Below are 21,181 nucleotides of genomic sequence, written 5' to 3'. Positions count from 1 at the left end.
ATCATGACTCCTTATTGTTTAGGTCTAAAAATGAAACAATGCCTTCAGAACTGACGAAGAGTTCAACTTTTTCTAATGTCTTAGCAAGACAGGGACCTTGAGTACAAAGCCCTGTGGTAGGGTCAAACAATGCACCGTGAGCAAAGCAGGTAAGGTGCGTTTTCTGAGTATTCAGATACTGATCCTTACGCCATGCCATCGGCGCTCCCTGCACATGCGGACACGCATTTTTCCAACCGTAAAGCTCACCGTTTTTTTTCACGATAAAAATGGCATCCTGCCCATTTTCGTTTTCTAGAAAACCTTTTGTGCTGTCATTCTCTAGGTCATCAACATGACATAGAGGAGAGAACTTATTCATAATGATGTTGATAGGGGCCGGTTGCTTATATCAGACAGCGTCTTTTCTGATGACGCGTCTGCTATCGATTCAGCTTTCGTTGTTTGAGGTGGCGTCACATCTTGATCACGAGCCTCACTTACCTCCTGCTGGTTTGCATTGGCATAACTGGGCTTTAATAAAAAGTGTGCTAACGCAGGCAGCAAAATAAGCGCTCCTAACATGTTCCATAAGAACATGAAGGCCAGCAATAACCCCATATCGGCTTGGAATTTAATGGGACTAAGTACCCAAGTAATAACACCAATCGATAAGGTTATGCCTGTGAGCATGACCACTTTTCCAGTGAAATTAAGTGCTCTTAAGTAAGCCTTTGATAGGCTTGAACCTCGACGTAACTCCACCAGAGTAATGGATAAAATATACAAGGAGTAATCGATGCCAATACCTACTCCAAGGGCGATAACTGGCAAGGTAGCGACTTTTACGCCCATCTCAAGTTGAACCATTAGCGCTTCAGCTAACACTGAGGTCAGCATTAACGGAAGCACCGCCACCACGACGGCGCGCCATGAGCGAAAGGTAATAAAGGAGAGAATGATGACCGCCCCATAAACAAGGAAGAGCATGTCATACCAAGCTTCTTTAACCGTTATGTTGGTTGCTGCCTGAATACCAGCACTGCCTGCCGCTAATAGAAATTGGACATCATCAGTATTATTCTGCGCAGCGAATTGTTCGACGTGGGACACAATCCGGCTTAAGGTGTCAGCCTTGTGATCTTCAAGATAGGTATAAATAGTCAGTAAATTACAACTGTTGTTGTACAGCCCTCGGGGCGCACCAGCAGTGATATAATTTAACATTCTTTGGTTTTTTAAAAATTCATACCATTTTGGGTTGCCTTCGTTTAATCCAGCTAACACTCTGCGGGACAATAAGGGGAGTGAATTGGTGGATTCTACGCCCAGTAATTGGCGTAACTGCCATTCTAGCGCATCAATTTTATTCAGTGTTTGATACTGAGAACATTGACCATCCGGGGTTTTGACCATAATGGCTAATACATCACTTGAAGCGCCATAATGCTTATTCATGAAGGCAACGTCTTGATTGTATCGACTGTCTTTACGTAACTCTGGTGCGCCTTGGTCCAAATCCCCAACCTTTAAATAAGTACTGTGATAATAGCCGCCTGCCGCTAATATAAATCCACAAGTTAAGGCCGCGGTGGCCCATTTTCGTTGAGTAAATTTATCCAAAAGACGCCAAAACATGGGCGCTTTTTTGCTTTCATCGGACGTTATATCGTTAACGACACTGCGTTGTGCCGCCGAAGTGCTGACACCCACATAGGAAAGCAGGATAGGAAGTAGAATTAAATTGGTGAAGATCAGTACCGCCACACCTATGGAAGCGGCGATGGCCAGTTCTTGGATGACTTTGATATCAATCACTAATAGCACTGCAAAACCTACCGCATCAGCAAGTAAGGCGGTAAGACCCGCTAGAAACAGTCGTCTAAAGGTAAATCGAGCAGCGACAAGTTTGTCAAAACCTCGCCCTACATCCTGCATAATGCCATTCATTTTCTGCGCCCCGTGGCTCATACCGATCGCAAAGACTAAAAAAGGCACTAGGATGGAATAGGGATTAAGGTCATAACCTAGCGTTGGCAATATGCCCAACTGCCATACCACAGCCAATAAAGAAGCAAACACCACTAAGCCAGTGGAGCGAACGCAGCGGGTGTACCAAAAGACCATTAATGTTGCGATGACCACAGCAACAACGAAAAACCAAATAACGGTTTGCACTCCCGCAATGAGGTCCCCCATCACTTTTGTGAAGCCCGTTATGTGAATGTCTAATCCTTTTTCTTGATACTTAGCACGTAGCTTCTCTAATTTTTCAGAGTAGCTTGCATAATCAAGAGGCTTGCCTGTTGCGTCTTGATTTAACAGCGGCATATAAATCACAGTCGATTCTTCGTCTGAGGCGATGAGTTGGCCTATTTGCCCAGAGCGAGCAACATTCGCTTTAAGCTGTTGTAGGCTTTCAGGAGAACCGTCGTACCCTTCTGGAATAACTGGGCCGCCTTCTAAGCCTTCTTCGGTGATACCGATCCAGCGAGTAGAAGGTGTCCAAAGGGATTTCATTTGGACACGATCCACGCCTGGCATAAGGAAGACTTCATCGCTTAGTTGACGCAAGAGTTGAAGATAGTGGGCATCATAAATACTGCCACCAGGGTTGGCGACGGCAATTCTAAGCGCGTTGCCTAGCCCGGTCAGTTCTGTCTCATAATTAAGGTAATTTTTGATATAGCTTTGTTCTGTCGGAAGTGTTTTTTCAAAGCTTGCATTAATGGTCAGTTTGCTCGATTGCCAAACAAGAATGACCGACAAAACGGTAAAAATCATCAACACAATCAATCTATGATTAAACAGTATTCTCTCAATCAGTTGCCCAGAGTTTGGGTCGAAAGGCGCTTTTTTAGTGTCGGAAACAGGGACTTCATACTTCATTTTGAGTTTCCTATGTGCACTGGAATGGAACCTTTGATACTAAGAGCAAGCAGATTACCTTTAGAGGTTTCTATTAGATGAGTTAGTGGCGGAAGTGGTTTGTGATTAATAGGAAGCAACTGGTCGTTTGCTAATGACAGTATCATGCCGGCTTGAGTTGACATAAACAGCTGTCCAGTTTTACTGATCAGCGAGGCGGTAATAGACGCAGGTAGCTGATCATTGATTTTTTCCCAAGAAGAACCCTTGTCATGAGAAACAAAAGCATTGCCTCGAAGGCCTGCAACAATCAAATCGTTATTTGGGAGTAACTCAGCAGTGAAAAAACTGCCTTCATATGGCGACTCTAGTGTCTTAAAGGTTTGTCCATTGTCCACGGATAATGCAATGAAGCCTTGTTCCCCCGCGATTAATACTTGATTGCCTTGTTTTCTGACGGCATAAAGGTGGTAACCGAAAAAGTTTTCGATGCGCCCCATCCAAGATTGCCACGTTTTTCCTGCGTCTTTTGTTTCAATGGCAAGGCCATAAGCACCGACGACCACCAAATGTTTTGGACCCAGTTGTAAAAGGTCCAAAAAGGGTTTGTCTGGGCCATCTGTCACGAAACGCTGCATCTCTTGAATCGTTTGCTTATCGCCGTCATCGATGGCTTCCGTGAGTAACTGCTTTGCTAAGGCTTGGCCATCTAACTTAACTTGCCAACTGTCACCACCATTGCTTGTTCCTAAGACAATGCCGCTGTGCCCAATCGCGTAACCGTTATTCTTATCGCTGAAGGCTATGCCAGTTAAGGTCACACTCACTGGAGAGGGGACCTGTTGCCAGCTTTCACCATTATCGTTAGAGCGGAGAATTAAGCCTCTTTCACCCACGGTAAAAAGAGAAGCGCCCGCGTAGGCGGCACCTAATAGAACAGAATGATCACCTAAATCGGATTGGGTCGCAGCGCGCTCCATTGCATCCTTTGTTGCCGCTTGGCTTTTGCTGATAGAGAAAATAAGTAAAAGCAGTAGTGCGATAGGATAGAAGCCTAATTTTCCACCTTGTCCCTTCATACTGTAGGCTCCGATTTAACCATTAGAGGAGCTTGGTGAAAAACACGCATAAAGCAAAACACAGAGAGACTGCCAAAACACAGTGCCGCAATACCGATACCATGATAGCCGGCAAGCTTGACAATGGTGCCGCCGAGAACCGGGCCGATTGCGGCGCCTATCATTAGTACTGCAGGTGTGGCGGCTAAAGCACGTCCAGAAGTATCCAATTTAGCTAACAAACCAAATACAAAGGTATGGGTAAACATGATGAGTGAGACAAAGACGATAGACGCGGCACCGAATAACACTAATGACGACGAATTCATAATAATATTGGCTAAGATCACCTGTATGACAGGGCCAAGGAAAAGTACTAAACGAGTCGAGATACGTTTTTCTGAGATACCAGCCATGACAGTAGCAAAAAGGTTAAATAGGGAAAGCGCCACTAGAATGAAGGTGATTTCTTGTGCGCTGAAGCCTCTCTCATTGGCAACACGTTCCATAAAGCTAAAGGTCATGGCCTGTGTCACCACCATTAAGCTAATGCCTATCATGCCGTACCAAACATTAGTGGGGATTTTTTTATGAGTTACGGTTTCGCTTTTCTCTAACTCTTGCTTGTCAAAATTGACTCTAGGGAAGGCTAGGGCACAGATTAAAGCGGCTAAGACCATTACTCCCGCAAAGATAATAAACAAGGAATGGCCACCTTTTAGCTGGATGATGTTTGGTGTAACGGCCATAAATGCCAAGCCTAACAAGCCGGATGCGAACCCAGTCATAGCGTATAATCTATGAGGGTTTTCTGCCCGTGCAACGGTGCCATGGGTCATGCTAAGCGCTGAACTTGCACAAGCACCGGCAATCAAGTGCAGTATGGCTAAATGCAAAAAGCCGGAAGTCTGTGAGGCAATAAAAAAACACACCCCCGCGGACAGATAACCAACCGTAGTCACCAGTTTGTGATTCATTTTTTTGAAACGCGGTGCAATTGATAGGCTTGCGCAAACAGCACCGATAAGAAAGAGAGTCACTAACGCGCCAGCTTGCTGAGCGTCATAATGATAAGCCGCTACTAACACGCCTATCCAGAGGGGTAACGCAACCAAATCAAGCATGCCTGCGCAGTTCGACGCCATGATAGCGACATTACCTTTTAAACCAAATCGCTGACTCATAACACGTCTCCTAAGTGGAAAATAATAGGTCGGCAAATTCTGGCTTTTACATTGCCAAAGCGTATCTGGTTTGTGATTCTTAGTATCAACATATTTTATCACCCACGTTATTTATTTTTATTCTGTGGTCGCGAAGGCTAAAGGCCGTTGTTATAGGCCGACCCCCTTGTTATTAAACAAGGGGGAATGGTGCTTCGTACCACGCTTTGTTAGGGAAGAACGACCCTTTTCTCTCGATCCTTTATTCATAATCACCGTTGTGGGGTGTGTCTGCCCCAGGCGCCCATTTCTCTCGATTTCGCATCAAAAAAGCCTGTGAAGCATCTGCTCCCATCGGTGAAACACGAGGCGTCCAATTTTTGTCGTGAAGATCCATGTCGGCGTCCATTTCAATATGGCAAGCAAACGGGCTGTTGAAATACCAGAACCAGTTTGAACCTAAAATATGACGACCTGGTCCCCAAAAGGCTTGATAACCTTTTTTGATAAAGCGCTCCCCATTTTGTATCAACTCAGTCGGGCCACTAAAATGGAAGGTAAAATGCTCAACACCTTGCATGAACGGCGGTGCACCAATTAAAAAATGAGTATGATGTTCTAAACTGCCGCTCGGTTGTAAAAACGGTCCTATGTCTTCAAAACGATCGGTACAGCGAAAGCCCAGTCGTTCAACATAAAAGGCTTCTGCTTTTTTAACATCTGGCACAAAATACACAATGTGAGACAGGCTTATCGGACGAATTTGTTCCGCATCGACGTCGACGCCCAGTTGGTTAACCGGTCTTTGAAATGGCGAGCCTGGAAGGTTTGAAATTTCGCCCACTAGGTTAATCTGCTTTTTCTTAGAGATTTGAAAGCCAATGGCGAAACCTGAGTCATCATGAGATTCGATAGACCCATCTGCTAAAGTTTCGACTGCACGGTCTTTACTGAGCTCAGCATACAGGTCGTCAAGACTTTGTTGGTCAGCGACGCCCATGACTGTTTTTCGCATCATACAGCCATTACCAACACTGGCTGGCAGACTCGGATCCTCTGTTTTAGCCAGAACAACGCCCGTGCCATCCAGCGCCTCAAAGCGCCCACCCTCATCAGTAACATCGACTGGAATGAGACCATAATCGGTTAAAAAGATGGCACAAGAAGGGATATCGTCTACCCCAAAAATAATGGTTTCTAAACCTACAACTTTCATATCTCTTTCCTCTAGTAAGTGGTTATGCTGTATGACCACCAAGCGTTTCTGCCACCCAGTCGACTAAGTAGGCACCTGCATTGGCTGAGTTATCAAAGCTAGAGTGCTGTACACCACCTTCTCGAACAGTGAAAATTTTAAGTTCACGTTTAGGGCTATTGACGAGCTGCTCATAGGTTCGGTGCGCCCATTTAAGAGGGATCTGAGAATCTTTTTCACCATGGGTGACGAGGAATGGCACCTTGATTTGATCGAGTACACCATCAAGGTGGACGTTTTCAGAGATTTGCATAAATTCGTCCATGTCTTTTGCACCCCACACCCAACGTACATGATCCCAATAGTGCGGAACGGGAAAGTCACCTTCTTTTTCTAAGCGACGTTTTTGTACATCACGCCAATCATGGTTAGCTCCCCATACAAGGCCACAGGCAAATCTAGGTTCAAAAGCAACGGCTCTTGGGCAGTAATAACCACCGAGGGAAACCCCTTGTAAACCAATTCTTTTGGCATCAATGTCGTCACGTGTTTCTAACCAGTCGACAATTCGACTGGCCCAATGTTCACTGTCATAGCGGGCAGTAAATCCTTGTAGGCGTATGGCTTCGCCTGTACCTGGTTGGTCAACAATGAGAGAGGAAATGCCACGTTTTGCTAATAATTGAGGCACGCCTACGCGATAGATCATCTCTTTAATAGAATCTAGGCCATTGACTTGAACGAGAATGGGCGCTTTGCCTTCGACGCCTTCGGCGCGAACATATAAGGCGGATATGTGTTTACCCTCATAAGGAATCTCAACGCGTTCACAGTTTTCTTTCGCTAAGGTCGTTCCCTTAGCGAAGACTTTTAAAAAGTGTTTGTAAAGGGTTAGTCGACTTTCGCTTCCAAGGCCTTGCAAGCGTTCAGCTGTGCCATAATAGGTTGCTGCTCGAGCATATTTGTCACCAGCAGATAACAATCGACCCTTGTCTTCGTCTTCTTTTGCCAAATCACACAGCTTATCCGCCATGCGTTCCCAGCTTTCTCTAAAGGCTATTGAACCCGCTTCGTCTTTAGCTTTAGCCGCTTCTTTTAGCGGTGCGCACATTTCTTCAATTTCCCCTATACGAGCCCCCATTTCTAGTGCCAGGTTGATCGAAAGGTCCCATGGATAATTGCTCGGAAAATAACGAAACATAAGTTCTCCAATTTTTTTATTTCAGCTTAATAGTACGTTTAAATTGTTTAAGGAAGGTGCGAAAAAGTCTTCTGATAGACACGAAGGGCGTAGGCTAAGCTCTCTTTATTGTTTGTTAAGTTTGTTGCCAATATACTTATATTGGACGGCGAAACTTGCCTCGACTAAAAGAGAGTTATTACCACGCTGAAGCCAGTGAACTTGTTCGTACTTTCCTTAATAACTTGATAGATAAAATGCAGTTTGCCCCAAGTCAATAAGGTAACCTAAAGGGGAGTAAGGCTACTCACTCCTCAAGGCAAACCGTTCAACTCAATTTACTTCTAGTTACCTCATACCTTGTCGCGCGATACCTTGACCTGTAAAGGTACTGGTAGGAAAACGCTTTCTTGGACGATAATGAAATGCTTTATCGTTCATCACGTTAGCCGCGTAACCTTCCCCTGACAGTAGGTTATAAAAGCCGAATGTCTGAGGGATGGTGCCTGGGAATTCCGGCATAATGTAATTGAAACCCCAAAGTGTTTTCCATAATTGTCCTTTTGAATCCCAGCGATCGCCCAACATGGCTTGCCAAGTATCTTCATCAAGATAATATCGGCTACGTGCGGCTTGATGGCGTTTACCTTTCGCTACAGTTGCTTCAACCACCCATACTCGGTGTAGCTCCCAGCGAACCGCATCTGGATTTAAATGATTTCCAGTAAAGATGTCTTTGTCTGGGTATTGCAAAAAATGATTCTGGTTATAAGGCAGGAAAATTTCTTTTTTACCTAATAACTTCCAATCAAAGGTTTCGGTACGTCCAGAAAATACACCGATTTCATCAAAGGACATCAAGCCAGCGGTAGCAGGCGTTGGTGTATCACAGCAAGGATTGGCGAGTTTTCTTACTCGGCGTTGGCCAGCTAAGTAAACGTACGACTTGGTTTTCGAGGAATTGAGATTGGTTTGTCCACCTATCAGTGCCCCAGCTCGAATTGGCGGACCATAATTTTCAAGCAAAATCTGCTCAAAGTAGCCATTGAAGTCTTCACTTGAGCCATCTTTAAAATAATAGGGGACTTGGCGTTTTATAAAGCCATCGGTAGTCAGTACCACCTTGCCACTTGACGTAATTTGATATTGGTTGAATGCGGCTTCCCAGCTAACGCCACGCCAAGATAATCTGTGATTATTAATGGCTTCTAGACCATTTTTAGCGAGAGGGAATGGGGTGCCACCATAAGCATCAATCAGTTTATGCCCCTCAGACTTTGCTTTGAGTGCATTTTGCATCGTAAAGTCATAGACCCACTGTGGTGCTATCGCCGTTCTGTGCGTAGGATAGACATCTAAACGATAGGTATCCGGGTACTTAGTAAGCATCGCCTTGACGCCATCTGTTAGATGTTCACTGTATTGCGCCATATTTTGTGCAGTGACGGAATACAGAGGCATTTCATCTTTAAATGGATCTAATCGCTTTCCTCCTAGAATTTCCCCAGGGATAGGTTTGTTAAATCCTCCTGTCCAAGCGGGAATCGTGCCTGCACTGTTGCCTGCTTTTTCACCGCCGAGAGGGGTTAAATCCTGGCCTAAACGTGCCGCTTCTTCTGGGCTGACCGCGGCCAAGCTTAGTGAAGCAAAACCGCCCAACAGTACTAAGGCGAAAAGAACGTTCAAACGATGTTTTATGTTTTTATACATTTCGTTCTCCAAAACTTAAAAGGTGGTGTTAATAGAAGCTGCAAGGAAGTCTCGATCTTTCAACGTTTGCTTATATTGCGCATAATTGTTGTCATCGAGGAAGTTGCCTTCTTCACCTAAGAATTTGGTGTAGCTTAGGGACATATTCCACCGATCTAGATAGACAGCTTTAATGCCGACATTGACATCACCGCCCCCATCAACCCCAAAGGCGCCTACTGCAGATGATTTCCCCAAAGTGTGGCCAAAGCCAACGGATGGAGATATATCAAGGCCATCAAAAGCTTGACGGTAAGTTGGGCTATACACCATTCTCAAACCGACCGCAGAGCGTTCAGCATTGGGGTTTAGCATACTTTCGTTTTTGGTGGTTTTAACTCGAGTATTCCAAGCAATTTCGCCCATAAAACTGGCTTCTTTAGAGATAAAACTTGGCCCTAGACTTGCCATCCAAGAGAACTGAGCATGGGCTGTTTCACCGACCGCATAACCTGGATTATCATTGTTGTCGTATTGCACGCCCGTTGCTGTGATTATTTGCCCCTTACTTTGTAGAGGGGCATTACGGCGATAAGATACTTCCATTGCCAGACCCCAAACGCCAACGCTTTTCGCCATACTGGCACCGTAAGCTTCGATGCCTTCGGCGTAGGCAAATTTGAATTGCTCAGGAAAACCACTAGGTGCAACCATATACTGGTTACTGGCGCTATAAGCATTGTAGCGAATGGCATACAAGCCAAAATCTGCATCTAGATCATTAACGGTCCAACGCAATTGCAGACCATATTGCCCGGAACCACTGGCTTCCTCATCTTCGGTTTTTTCAATGGTGCTTGTGCCAGCCAATAAGACATCTGAACCAACGGCGTCACCACTGGACAAGTAGGAACCTACAGGTGGAATACGTGACGCTTCCCATTCATAGCCGATATAGGCGCCAATGGTTGCTTCATCACTGATTGGTATGTCGACCGACAGTTTGCCCGTTGGTCGAACGGTTTCTTTGAATGTGGAGTTGGGAACAGATAGCAGTTTAACCACGTCATTAGGCGCTTGTCCGCCTGCAATACCATTAGATCCGAAGAATAAACTCTCACCCCATAAGAGGGAGTGACGACCTAAACGAACGGTTCCTTCCATCCCATTCATAACGGGAAAATAAGCATAGACAAAGGCATCCAGTATTTCAGCATTATAACCCATGATTTTTTGGGTTTTATCAGAAAATTCGCTGGCAGGTGTGTTATTAGCGGTACTGCTGGTGTTGTCGGTAGAACCGTTATAGACGTCGTCGTACCAAGCGGCAGCACTCACTCGAAAGCCAATGTTTTTATAGGCGCCATCCAGTTCACTGAACAAATCAAGCCGGTTGGAAACCAGCCCCTTATCAAAGTTATTGTTACCGTCGTTTTGGTTTGCGCTGTTTGTCAGGGCAGGTGATGCGTCTTCTAAGCGAAGCGCTGTACTGTATTTAACCGTATTGTCTAGGCTGAGCCTAAAATCAGAGCTGCCGGTATCGATTTTGAAGCCATAGGCGGTTGACGTACTGGAAATAATGGCGACAGCCACAGACGTAAGCCGAAATGACGCGGAGTTAAATCTACTCATTTGTTCTTCCTCTTGTTGAAGGCATTATTTTTATCGTTAAGAACAAGTTCACTATAAGCCAGCTCTATCATTCACAAGAGCCCTTTAAATTGAATTGATGATTCGATACTATCGAATGATTAAGATGATAAAGAAGGGTAGATCCCCATGCGTTTTAAAAAGCTTGATTTGAATTTGCTGGTGGCATTAGACACCTTGCTGACGGAGCAAAGCATTACCAAAGGGGCAGAGAAACTGAATATGAGTCCCTCGGCACTGAGCAATTCTTTATCTAGGTTGAGAGAGTATTTTAATGATGACTTGCTGGCACAAGTGGGTCGAAAAATGCTGATTACACCGTTTGGTGAGAACTTAAAAGTGCATGTACGCAATGCCTTGAACAACATAGAAAGCACGATTCTGATTCAGCCTACGTTTGAGCCACAGAACACAGATAGAATTTTTAGCATCTTTTGTTCCGACTATACGCAAACCGTTTTTATTCCCTACTTACTTGAGGTGGTAGGGCAGCACAAATGCACAGCACGTTTTGAGTTTTTAGCGCAAATCGACTCCCCTCATGAGCAATTAGAACGCGGTGAAGCAGACTTATTAATCATTCCTTCCGATTTTGTTTCGAAGGAGCATCCCAACGATGTTTTGTATGAAGAAGAGTTTGCCTGTGTTGTATGGCAGCATAGTGAGCTGGCAAAAGGCGAATTGACTAAGCAAAAATATGCTGAGGCAGGTCATGTAGTGATGCGCCTAGGTGGTATGAAAAAAGGCTTTTTTGAACTGTCTTTTGCGAACCAACACAATATAGAGCGTCGTATTGCGGCGACTACCTTCAGTTTTGCCTCCTTGCCCGCTTTAGTCATTGGCACTGACAATATTGCTACGATCCACGCTAGGTTAGCGCATAAGATGGCCCAAGCATGGCCGATAAAAATTCACCCTCTGCCATTTGATATTCCAGTCTTAAAACAATGTGCCCAGTGGCACCAGTATCGCCACAAAGACGAAGGGCTTATTTGGCTACGAAATATCTTTCAAGAGGCGGCACAAAACATGGGATCCTAAAGGATGCTATGTCAGTCTTATAAGCATCGTTATTGCTGAGAAAGGGCGTGAGCTACTTTAGACGCATTGTTCCGGCCAAGAGCAGAGCTGATAAATTGACCCGCTTCGATCAGTTTTCCTAGATTCACCTTATGCTCAATACCTAAACCATTGAGTAGATAGAGAAGGTCTTCTGTCGCCACGTTCCCAGACGCACCTTTGGCGTAGGGACAGCCGCCTAATCCAGCCACGGACGCATCGACCACGGAGATACCACGCAATAGGGCGGCATAGATATTGGCCAACGCTTGCCCATAAGTATCGTGCATATGCATCGCCAGCTTGTCTGTTGGGGTATTGATTAAAACTTCATCCAACAAGCGTTCAACGGCAGCTGGAGTGCCCACGCCTATGGTGTCGCCAAGGGAGACTTCGTAGCAGCCCATTGCGAGTAATTGTTCTGTCACGTCTGCGACCTTACTGGGGGCAATATCGCCTTCATAGGGGCAGCCTAAAACACAGGACACATAACCGCGCACCGCTACTTTTTGCTCGTTGGCGGCGGCGATCAGTGGTTCAAACCGCTGTAAACTTTCGGCTATCGAGCAATTAATGTTTTTTTTAGAAAAAGCTTCTGAAGCAGCGGCAAAAATAGCCACCTCAGAAGCCTTTACGTCCATTGCCCTTTGGAAGCCTTTTAGATTGGGCGTTAAGGCCGCATAGGTAATGTCGGGCAGCCGTTCTATGCCGCTAAATACCTGTTCGCTGTCGGCCATCTGGGGTACCCACGTAGGGTTAACAAAGCTGCCTGTTTCAATATAGCCTAAACCACTCTCAGCTAGCTTTTTAACCAGTGCAATCTTGGTTTCAGCTGAGATGATCTGCGACTCATTTTGCAAACCATCTCTTGGGCCGACTTCAACGATTTTTACCCTTTTAGGTAAGCTCATAGGGCGGTCTCAGCCTCCGTATTAAAGGACATAAGTTGCGTACCACCGTCGACTAAATCACCTGCGGTGAAATAGAATTCTTCTACATAACCGTCGGCTGGCGCACGAATACTGTGCTCCATTTTCATTGCTTCCATGACGAGTAATAGGCTGTCTTTACTAACCTTCTCACCGGCTTTGACAGCCAGTTCAACCACTGTGCCATTCATGGGTGCCGCTAGCGCGCCTTGTGACTGGCTGGCACCCTCCATGCCTAAATCGACTTCCGGCAAGGTGAATTCAAGCCTTCCTTGCTGAGTAAATAGCATCCCTTTGTTATCTTGGAGCGACACGGTTGCTGTTTGCCGGTGTCCTTCAATGTGAGCGATAAGCTCGTGTTCAAACCGTTCCCCAGCGACAAAATAGTCTTGTCCGTCATATTGAATCCTGTAGCCATCAAGTGTATCTCGCGTGGTGGCTTGGACTTTGAGATGATGAGGCTCGCCATCGATCAATAGCGTGATGTGTTGGCAATGAACTAAATTCATGCGCCAGTCATGTGTTTCCAACCACGGTGAACGGTTATCGTCAGATGAATGAGCGTCGCCAGTATGGTACTGACTTTCTTTCAGGAGCATAAATAATGTGGCGAGTAGTAAATGCTTTGTCTTGTCATGTTCATCGGGCTTGAAGATCTCCTGCTCATGGCGCTCGATGAATCGCGTGTCCAGATCAGCTTGGGCAAACGCATCGACACTGGCCAACTTGTAAAGAAAAGGTAGGTTGGTTTTCATGCCTGCAATTTGGTAGTCACATAGGGACTGGCGTAAGCGTTGTAACGCTGTTTCTCTGTCTTCATCCCAAACGATTAGTTTGGCAATCATAGGGTCGTAGTAAACGCTGACCTCATCGCCTTGTCGAACGCCTGTATCCACTCGAACATTATCGTTACTGGCTGGGGGACGTAGCAAAAGCAGTTGACCGGTAACGGGTAAGAAATCCTTATCGGGGTCTTCAGCGTATACCCGAGCTTCAAATGCATGCCCATGAATCGTTAATTGCTCTTGTCGGCAGGGTAATGTTTGTCCCGCGGCGACACGCAGTTGCCATTCTACTAAATCTTTCCCCGTAATCATTTCGGTAACAGGATGCTCCACTTGTAAGCGAGTATTCATTTCCATAAAGTAAAAGCGGCCATCATGATCAAGCAAGAATTCCACTGTACCAGCGCCTTGATAATCAATCGCTTGGGCTGCTCTGACTGCGGCTTCACCCATTTGTTGGCGTAAAGAATCTGACATGCCGGGAGCAGGAGCTTCTTCAATAACTTTCTGGTGACGGCGCTGTAATGAGCAATCGCGCTCAAATAAATAAACGGCATTGTGGTGTTGATCACAAAAAACTTGAATTTCCACATGACGAGGCTCGGTCAAGTATTTCTCCACCAACATGGTGTCGTCACCAAAACCATTCATCGCCTCGCGTTTAGCGGCCGATAAAGCTTCATCAAAATCCTCGGCTTGCCAGACTTGGCGCATGCCTTTACCACCACCACCGGCAGCGGCTTTTAGCAGTACGGGGTAGCCCATTTGTTCCGAACTTGCTCTGAGTAACTCTGGGTCTTGATCCGCGCCATGATAACCCGGTACTAATGGCACATCGGCTTTTCCCATGATGTCTTTGGCAGCCGATTTTGACCCCATGGCTTCGATCGCATCAACCGGCGGACCGATAAAGATTAGGTTGTTGTCTTGGCAAGCTCGACAAAAATCGGCATTTTCACTTAAGAAACCATAACCCGGATGAATGGCTTGAGCCCCGGTTTGTTTTGCCGCTGCAATGACTTTTTCTATGACGAGGTACGATTCGCGAGAAGGGGCATGACCTATGTGTACGGCTTCATCCGCCATCTCAACATGGAGGGCGTGACGGTCAGCATCAGAATACACAGCAACAGTACGAATGCCCATTTTTCGAGCGGTTTTTATCACTCGGCAGGCGATTTCGCCTCGATTAGCAATGAGTATTTTGTCAAACATCTTGGTTATTCTCCTATCCACGCGGCAGGGCGCTGGTCGAAAAAGGCGCGTAATCCTTCTTGACCTTCATCCGACACACGTATGGCAGCAATGCGCTCAGATGTGTCTTGTATTAAAGCGTCATCAATGTTTTTGTCGGCCACATCAAAAACCAACTGCTTGGCCTGTTTGAGTGCTTGAGGGCTGTTGTTAAGTAGCTGATTAACTAACTGATCTAGGGTTGAATTCAGTTCTTCGTGACTTGCTATTTTTGTTACAAGTCCTAAATGTTCAGCTTCCTTGGCCGAAAAGCGCTCGCCAGTCAGAAAGTAACGGCGTGCGGCTCGTTGACCGATGGCGGCAATGACATAAGGGCTGATGGTGGCGGGAATTAAACCGAGTTTTACTTCACTGAGGCTAAAAGAAGCCTGTTCAGTGGCAATCGCAAAATCACAGCAGGATACCAAACCCACCGCGCCACCAAAGGCAGCGCCTTGAACACGGGCAATGGTGGGTTTTTCAAGAAAGTTGAGCGTTTTCAACATACTTGCTAAGCCTTGAGCATCACGAAGGTTGTCTTGATAATCATAATGCGCCATGCGCTTCATCCAATTCAGGTCAGCGCCAGCGGAAAAGCTTTTTCCTTCTGCGGCCAATATGACCAACTTCACCTTGGGGTCGTCAGCAGCACGTTGGAACGCCATTTCCAAATCGGCAATGACCTTGTCATCAAAGGCGTTATGCTTTTCCGCTCGGTTTAAATACACCGTTGCGACACCCGACTTATTCAGGCTATAAAGGACAATTGAGTCAGACATAAGTGTTCTCTTTAATGGTTTTGCTCACTTATTCAACGGATTACGAAATAGACCTCGCAAGGTATAACAAGTGAATCCGCAATAATTAGCATTCGTTACATTCTGAAGACACCAAATCGCGTTTCTTCAATAGGCTTATTCAATGCAGCAGAAAGGCTTAAACCGAGTACTTTTCGGGTGTCTGCCGGGTCAATAACGCCATCATCCCAAAGTCTTGCTGAGGCATAATATGGGTGCCCTTGATGCTCATACATGTCTAAGATGGGTTGTTTAAAGTCCGCTTCTTCGGTGTCTGTCCAACGCTTGCCCTCACGTTCATATTGCGCTTGTTTAACTTGCGCCAGTACGCCAGCGGCTTGTTCTCCGCCCATGACTGAGATGCGCGCATTTGGCCACATAAACAGGAAACGTGGATCGTAACTGCGGCCACACATACCATAATTACCTGCACCGTATGAGCTGCCGATTAACACCGTCAGTTTGGGCACTTTTGCGCACGCCACGGCATTGACCATTTTTGCGCCATGCTTGGCGATACCGCCCGCTTCATATTGTTTACCCACCATGAAACCGGTGACATTTTGTAAGAAAATGAGCGGAATTTTTCGCTGAGTACAGAGCTCGATAAAGTGCGCACCTTTTTCAGCGGACTCGCCAAACATAATGCCATTGTTGGCCACTATGCCGATGGGGTAACCATAAAGCCGAGCAAAACCACAGACTAGGGTGGTGCCATAAAGTGCTTTGAACTCATCAAATTCCGAAGCATCGACGATACGAGCAATAATCTCGCGAACATCAAATGGCTGTCGTTTATCTTTCGGTACGATGCCGTAAATCTCTTGGCTGTCATACAAAGGTTCACGGGAGGCTTGTGTATCAAGTTGGCTAGGCTTAACTCGATTAAGTCGAGATACAGATTGACGGATCAGTGAAATCGCGTGCTGGTCATTTTGAGCATAATGATCGGCGACACCGGACGTGCGACAGTGGGTATCAGCGCCTCCGAGTTCTTCAGCACTGACCACTTCCCCCGTCGCGGCTTTGACCAAGGGTGGTCCCGCCAAAAAAATGGTGCCTTGTTGTTTGACGATAATGGATTCATCCGCCATTGCTGGTACATAAGCTCCACCAGCAGTACAAGACCCCATCACAGCGGCAATTTGCGGGATCCCCTGAGCGGACATATTGGCTTGATTGAAAAAAATACGACCAAAGTGTTCTCGGTCGGGGAAGACGTTGTCTTGATTGGGTAAATTTGCACCGCCGGAATCCACCATGTAAATGCAGGGTAGATTGTTTTCTTCAGCAATGGTTTGTGCGCGTATGTGCTTCTTAACGGTCAACGGGAAGTAGCTGCCGCCTTTTACGGTGGCGTCATTAGCGACAATCATGCATTCTTGGCCTGAAACCATACCAATGCCAGCTACCACCCCGGCACACGGTACGGGGCTATCATACACTTGATAGGCGGCTAACTGAGACAACTCTAAAAAAGGCGATCCTTTATCCAGCAACGCGTTAATTCGATCTCTGGCTAACAACTTGCCTTGTGAAACATGGCGTTGGCGATACTTATCCCCCCCACCTTGACTGACCTCCGCTATTTTACATTTAAGGTCATCCACTTGAGTGTGCATAGCGGCCTGATTTTCTGTGAATTCGGTACTACGCGTATTCACTTTGGTATTTAAAATTGCCATAAATATGCCTTATCGTCATTGATTAACGTGACTGAATGTCGGCTAATGTGTTGCTGATCAGCTGTTCTACGCTACCATCATGTACAAAACCGGCTTTTTCAGCATTTAAGGTTGTAAGGGGAGGGTAAGCGCCAAAAGCGGCTTCTAACTGAGGGTCAGAGTCGTAACGAATATTATCTACTGAGGTGCTTGTAGTCTTTGAAAGAGCATTAATAAGGTCGCCCATTACGACGTGAATAGCCGGTAGGGTTACGACTCTGTCTTCTGGCATGGTTTGATTGTCTAAACCGAGCGCGTGAACGAGATTGTTGACTGTTTGGGTGCGGGACATTAACCAAACTTGTGCCGTTTTAGAGACGGGCATCGTCATCGTTTTACCCGCGAGCATGACATGAAAAATATCGTTCATAAACGCTGATTTAAACCCTTCAGCGCCTTGTGGTCGAGCCACGATACCGGGTAAGCGAACACCGACACCATCAATTGTGCCACGACGGGTAAAGGTTCCCAGCGCGACCTCAGACATCATCTTATGCATGGCATAATGCAGTTTAGGTTGTAACGGCGTGTCATCGTTCACACCTTCAGGGGGAATTGCATCACCGTATACCGCAATGGCCGAGGCATAGACGAAACGGCACTTTTCGGTGCTTGCGCCGGCTAATTGAATAAGGTCAACGGTCGCTTCTACATTAATTTTGAAAGATAACTCGGGAGCACTTTCTGCACCACCGCCTGGAATGGTTGCAAGGTGAACCACTGATTCTATGGTTTGATTAAACAGTGACGCACGGAAACTGGCATCGGCTAGGTCACCTTGTTTAAGGGTTAAGGCTTGATGTTGTGTTAGTGCCGTTAATTCACGATCTGTCGCCACGACAGACTTGCCAGCCTTTAACAGTGCTTCTACAACGCCGGAGCCAATGAAGCCGCCTGCGCCTGTTACTAAAACTGTCATCTGTATTCTCCAGTGCTTTAAAACGTTTTTATAATATGAATACCGCATTCGTAAGTGATCGAACTCACAGGAATCGGTGTTTAAGCGAATGGCGCCATATAAACTCAGTTACATCAATGAAAGCCGTCCATATCCTCAGGTTTAAGGTCGTCCAGTGGTACGCCATTGACCAAATAGGGCTTGGCTTCAGTTAATACAAAGACAATACGGCACAGCTTGTCGCTGACGTTTCGCCATGCGTGTATGGTTCCGCGCTGCACAATAACGCCTCCGGTTGAGACTATGGTTTTGACGCCTTTATCGAGTTCAAGCTCGATTTCGCCTTCTAACACGATGCCGTAATCAATGGAGTTGGTACGGTGCATTGGGGATTCCGAGCCTGGAGGTGTATCAACCATACGTATCACAGAGCCTCCGGGGAGCGTGATGCCAGCGTTGCGGTCACGGCCATCCGTTTCATCGTTGTTATCCACGGGGAGCTCAGGGGCGGACCAAATTGTCGCAAAGCCAGCACCATCTGCACCGGGCATTTCTGTTGGAACAATATTCTCATTTGAACGGATAATGGCATGACCGCTTTTATCATGTCCGGTGACGACACGTTGAAAGGGTTTATAGACTGTCATCGTTAGCTCCCAGGCTGCGTCACTTTTTGCTCAATGGCACCAAATACAACTTGGTCGTCTGGTGTTCTTGCTTCCATGCGAACCGTGTCGCCATAATGCATAAAGCCGGTTTTTGCTTCGCCCTGATCAAGCAGTTCAATGCCACGACGTTCAGCAATGCAAGATGACCCCACTTCTCGGTACTCGTAATTGGAAACGGTTCCTGATCCAATGACGGTGCCAGCAACCAAATTGCGTGTTCTAGCGGCGTGGGCAACAAGCTCATCAAAGCCGTATTGCATGTGACCGCCGTGAGCGTGACCAAATTTTTTGCCATTCCACTCGATATTAAGACGAAGTTGTACTTGGCAATTTTCCCAGTGCTCGCCAAGTTCTTCAGGCGTCACGGCAAAGGGGGCTACTGAACAAGGTGGCTTAGCGTGAATCCAACCAAAGCCTGTGCTTATTTCAGGGCCGGAATACGCCCGTAATGACCAGTCGTTTATTTGCACGATTAATTTGATATGTTGACGTGCTTGTTCTGGGGTAACACCCATTGGAACGTCATCGACAATGATGCCAAATTCGCCTTCAAAATCGATGCCATCGGCTTCGCTGGCCATCGGCACATCCGCCGTCGCACTGAGAAAGGTATCGGACAATCCTTGGTACATTAATGGGCGGCCTTCGAGTGTTTTTACTTCCATCCCAGTCACGGCGCCCATCAGGTCGGCATGGCTTTTATATACTGAGCCATCCAGCCATTGCCATGCACGAGGGAGTGGGGCACAGAGTTTTGTGGTTTGAACGGTTTGCCCTGCAAGTGTGCCGTTATTCAGTGCGGTTGAAATGGCTTCTAATGATGCTTCAAAGCTCGCCCAATTTTCTAATGCAGCTTGCATACTAGTGCCTGCTGGCGCGAAACGTGTACCATCGTTGGAGATAACGACCAATTGACCGTCTGCAGTATTATTATTGAATGTCGCAAGTTTCATCTTGATAGGTTCTCATTTTAGATAGATAGGGTTAGGCAGAAAAAACAACTTAATAGTCGACTAGCTTGTCTAATTTGAAATCGATTTAATCGCAGATTGATCAAACCTATTGGTCGTCGCCTTGACAGAGATAACAGCTGAAAAAATTAAGCCGATCTTTAAGAGAAAAATAGGGATTTTTTTCACGTGTTCTTCCTACCGAGTAAGTTTTATTTTTATTGTTCAGAACAATGTCAATCAATATAGAGCACCCTTGGTTTTGCAGAAAAACCCTTTAAATCGAATTGATCATTCAGCTTTATCGAATGATCAATTCATCAACCAACCTTGCTTTGGGGGCAAGGTCAGTGTGTTAAATTGTAAAGGTTAGCTCATTAACGCATCACGATTTTCTGCAAGCCAAGTGCGGAGTGATTTGGGCTTACGGCCAATCATTCTTTCAACAAAATCACTCAGTACCCAACCTTCTTCATAAGTGGCTTCAAACTCAAAAAATCCCCAAATCATCGGCGCGGCTGGGCCAAAGATACGAGTGTATTCTTTAACAAACTCTTCTTTGTTTCCGACATAGTCGATGTTGGTGCCTAGAACGTCTGACATGATGTCAGCGACTTCGTGACCACGTAGGTTGTCTTGGCCATTGTTTAACGTGTGCAATTGACCAATGTGACCTTGGTTATCGGACAGCAATAGTTGTGCCGCTACTTCCGCGATCTCGTTGGCATCTATGTAAGGGACTTTTCTTGGTGGCCAAATCAACAGCTTGTCTTCTTTAATGGCTCTACCTGCACGAGTGGTAAAGTTATCCATAAAACTGGCACCAAAGTTCAAAAAGGTCGTCGGTAAATCATTTTCTTCGTAAATTCGTTTGGTGACCAAATCAGGGTATTCGTCGCCCATCATTTTCTTCATCGCTTCTGGCATTAGGCGGTAGTTGTAACCTGGTACCATGGCCACCTGACGGACAATGTGAATGGCTGTGCCGCTCTTTTTAACCGCTGCGACAAAGTTGTTTGTAACGGGTAAGAAAGGCAGGTGATTGGGGACTGACATATAAATCCCTTCCATGCCATCCACGGCAGCCTCCATGGAAGGCAAGTCGAGGTAGTTTGCTTGTACGATTTCAGCGTTAGGGAATTCTTGACGCAGTGGTTCAATGCCTTCTTCTCGGCTGGAAACCAAGCGCAGTTTAATTTGAGGCGCGTTCTTCTCAATAAATTTGGCCATCGGTTTGCCAATATGATTTCCCGCGCCAAAGATCAAAATGCTGTTGGGGATTTTTTTTTTGATATAACTCATAAATGTTTCCTAAAAATTATTTAATACTAAGTAATCAAATACTAAGTATGTGTT

At 46.1% G+C, this 21,181-nt stretch carries 17 protein-coding genes; 1 reads left to right on the top strand and 16 read right to left on the bottom strand.

Going from position 1 to position 21,181, the window contains the following annotated elements:
- Position 1: 1 nt before the first annotated feature.
- The 8 genes from KYS23_RS07915 to KYS23_RS07880 all read right to left on the bottom strand — a co-directional run bounded on the left by KYS23_RS07915 (position 2) and on the right by KYS23_RS07880 (position 10,764).
- Positions 2 to 361, bottom strand: a complete 360-nt coding sequence (locus tag KYS23_RS07915; RefSeq protein ID WP_159530199.1) for a Rieske (2Fe-2S) protein — start codon at positions 359 to 361, stop codon at positions 2 to 4.
- A complete protein-coding gene (locus KYS23_RS07910) occupies positions 358 to 2,868 on the bottom strand; it encodes an efflux RND transporter permease subunit (RefSeq protein ID WP_218418348.1) in 2,511 nt (836 codons plus the stop codon). The genes KYS23_RS07915 and KYS23_RS07910 overlap by 4 nt, the downstream gene beginning before the upstream one ends.
- On the bottom strand, positions 2,865 to 3,926 hold the full coding sequence (locus tag KYS23_RS07905; RefSeq protein ID WP_159530203.1) for a WD40/YVTN/BNR-like repeat-containing protein: 1,062 nt from the start codon (positions 3,924 to 3,926) through the stop codon (positions 2,865 to 2,867). Before KYS23_RS07905 ends, KYS23_RS07910 begins: the two co-directional genes overlap by 4 nt.
- A complete protein-coding gene (locus KYS23_RS07900) occupies positions 3,923 to 5,089 on the bottom strand; it encodes an MFS transporter (RefSeq protein WP_159530205.1) in 1,167 nt (388 codons plus the stop codon). The genes KYS23_RS07905 and KYS23_RS07900 overlap by 4 nt, the downstream gene beginning before the upstream one ends.
- A 241-nt stretch (positions 5,090 to 5,330) precedes the next feature.
- The gene (locus KYS23_RS07895; protein ID WP_159530207.1) at positions 5,331 to 6,284 is read right to left on the bottom strand and encodes a VOC family protein; all 954 of its coding nucleotides are present in this window, start codon (positions 6,282 to 6,284) and stop codon (positions 5,331 to 5,333) included.
- Positions 6,285 to 6,306: 22 nt separating this feature from the next.
- Positions 6,307 to 7,464 carry an alpha/beta hydrolase family protein gene (locus tag KYS23_RS07890; protein WP_159530209.1) on the bottom strand — a complete coding sequence of 386 codons (1,158 nt, stop codon included), beginning with the start codon at positions 7,462 to 7,464 and terminating at the stop codon, positions 6,307 to 6,309.
- Positions 7,465 to 7,791: 327 nt separating this feature from the next.
- Positions 7,792 to 9,153: a DUF1329 domain-containing protein gene (locus KYS23_RS07885; RefSeq protein WP_159530210.1), complete on the bottom strand. Its 1,362-nt coding sequence runs from the start codon at positions 9,151 to 9,153 to the stop codon at positions 7,792 to 7,794.
- A 15-nt stretch (positions 9,154 to 9,168) separates the two neighbouring features.
- Entirely contained in the window at positions 9,169 to 10,764 is a 1,596-nt protein-coding gene (locus KYS23_RS07880) for a DUF1302 domain-containing protein (protein WP_218418347.1), read from the bottom strand.
- A 147-nt stretch (positions 10,765 to 10,911) separates the two neighbouring features.
- Here KYS23_RS07880 and KYS23_RS07875 point away from each other — a divergent pair, with 147 nt between their 5' ends.
- Entirely contained in the window at positions 10,912 to 11,823 is a 912-nt protein-coding gene (locus KYS23_RS07875) for a LysR family transcriptional regulator (protein ID WP_159530212.1), read from the top strand.
- A 29-nt stretch (positions 11,824 to 11,852) separates the two neighbouring features.
- On the opposite strand, the gene KYS23_RS07870 is transcribed toward KYS23_RS07875, so the two are convergent.
- The 8 genes from KYS23_RS07870 to KYS23_RS07835 form a co-directional block, all read right to left on the bottom strand.
- Positions 11,853 to 12,752 carry a hydroxymethylglutaryl-CoA lyase gene (locus tag KYS23_RS07870; RefSeq protein ID WP_218418346.1) on the bottom strand — a complete coding sequence of 300 codons (900 nt, stop codon included), beginning with the start codon at positions 12,750 to 12,752 and terminating at the stop codon, positions 11,853 to 11,855.
- Positions 12,749 to 14,770 carry an acetyl/propionyl/methylcrotonyl-CoA carboxylase subunit alpha gene (locus KYS23_RS07865; protein ID WP_218418345.1) on the bottom strand — a complete coding sequence of 674 codons (2,022 nt, stop codon included), beginning with the start codon at positions 14,768 to 14,770 and terminating at the stop codon, positions 12,749 to 12,751. Before KYS23_RS07865 ends, KYS23_RS07870 begins: the two co-directional genes overlap by 4 nt.
- Before the next feature lie 5 nt (positions 14,771 to 14,775).
- Positions 14,776 to 15,567, bottom strand: coding sequence for an enoyl-CoA hydratase/isomerase family protein (locus tag KYS23_RS07860; RefSeq protein ID WP_159530215.1), 792 nt, complete (start codon positions 15,565 to 15,567; stop codon positions 14,776 to 14,778).
- Between the two features lie 95 nt (positions 15,568 to 15,662).
- On the bottom strand, positions 15,663 to 17,270 hold the full coding sequence (locus tag KYS23_RS07855) for a carboxyl transferase domain-containing protein (RefSeq protein ID WP_218418344.1): 1,608 nt from the start codon (positions 17,268 to 17,270) through the stop codon (positions 15,663 to 15,665).
- A gap of 22 nt (positions 17,271 to 17,292) precedes the next feature.
- A complete protein-coding gene (locus KYS23_RS07850; RefSeq protein ID WP_218418343.1) occupies positions 17,293 to 18,228 on the bottom strand; it encodes an NAD-dependent epimerase/dehydratase family protein in 936 nt (311 codons plus the stop codon).
- A gap of 113 nt (positions 18,229 to 18,341) precedes the next feature.
- Entirely contained in the window at positions 18,342 to 18,854 is a 513-nt protein-coding gene (locus KYS23_RS07845) for a cupin domain-containing protein (RefSeq protein WP_218418342.1), read from the bottom strand.
- Between the two features lie 2 nt (positions 18,855 to 18,856).
- Positions 18,857 to 19,828, bottom strand: coding sequence for a fumarylacetoacetate hydrolase family protein (locus KYS23_RS07840; RefSeq protein ID WP_218418341.1), 972 nt, complete (start codon positions 19,826 to 19,828; stop codon positions 18,857 to 18,859).
- Positions 19,829 to 20,194: 366 nt separating this feature from the next.
- Positions 20,195 to 21,127: an NmrA family NAD(P)-binding protein gene (locus KYS23_RS07835; RefSeq protein ID WP_159530220.1), complete on the bottom strand. Its 933-nt coding sequence runs from the start codon at positions 21,125 to 21,127 to the stop codon at positions 20,195 to 20,197.
- Positions 21,128 to 21,181 lie beyond the last annotated feature (54 nt).

Source organism: Alteromonas lipotrueae, assembly GCF_019249255.1.
Taxonomy (GTDB): Bacteria; Pseudomonadota; Gammaproteobacteria; order Enterobacterales; family Alteromonadaceae; genus Alteromonas; species Alteromonas lipotrueae.
This window is presented reverse-complemented; position numbering and strand designations above follow the sequence as displayed.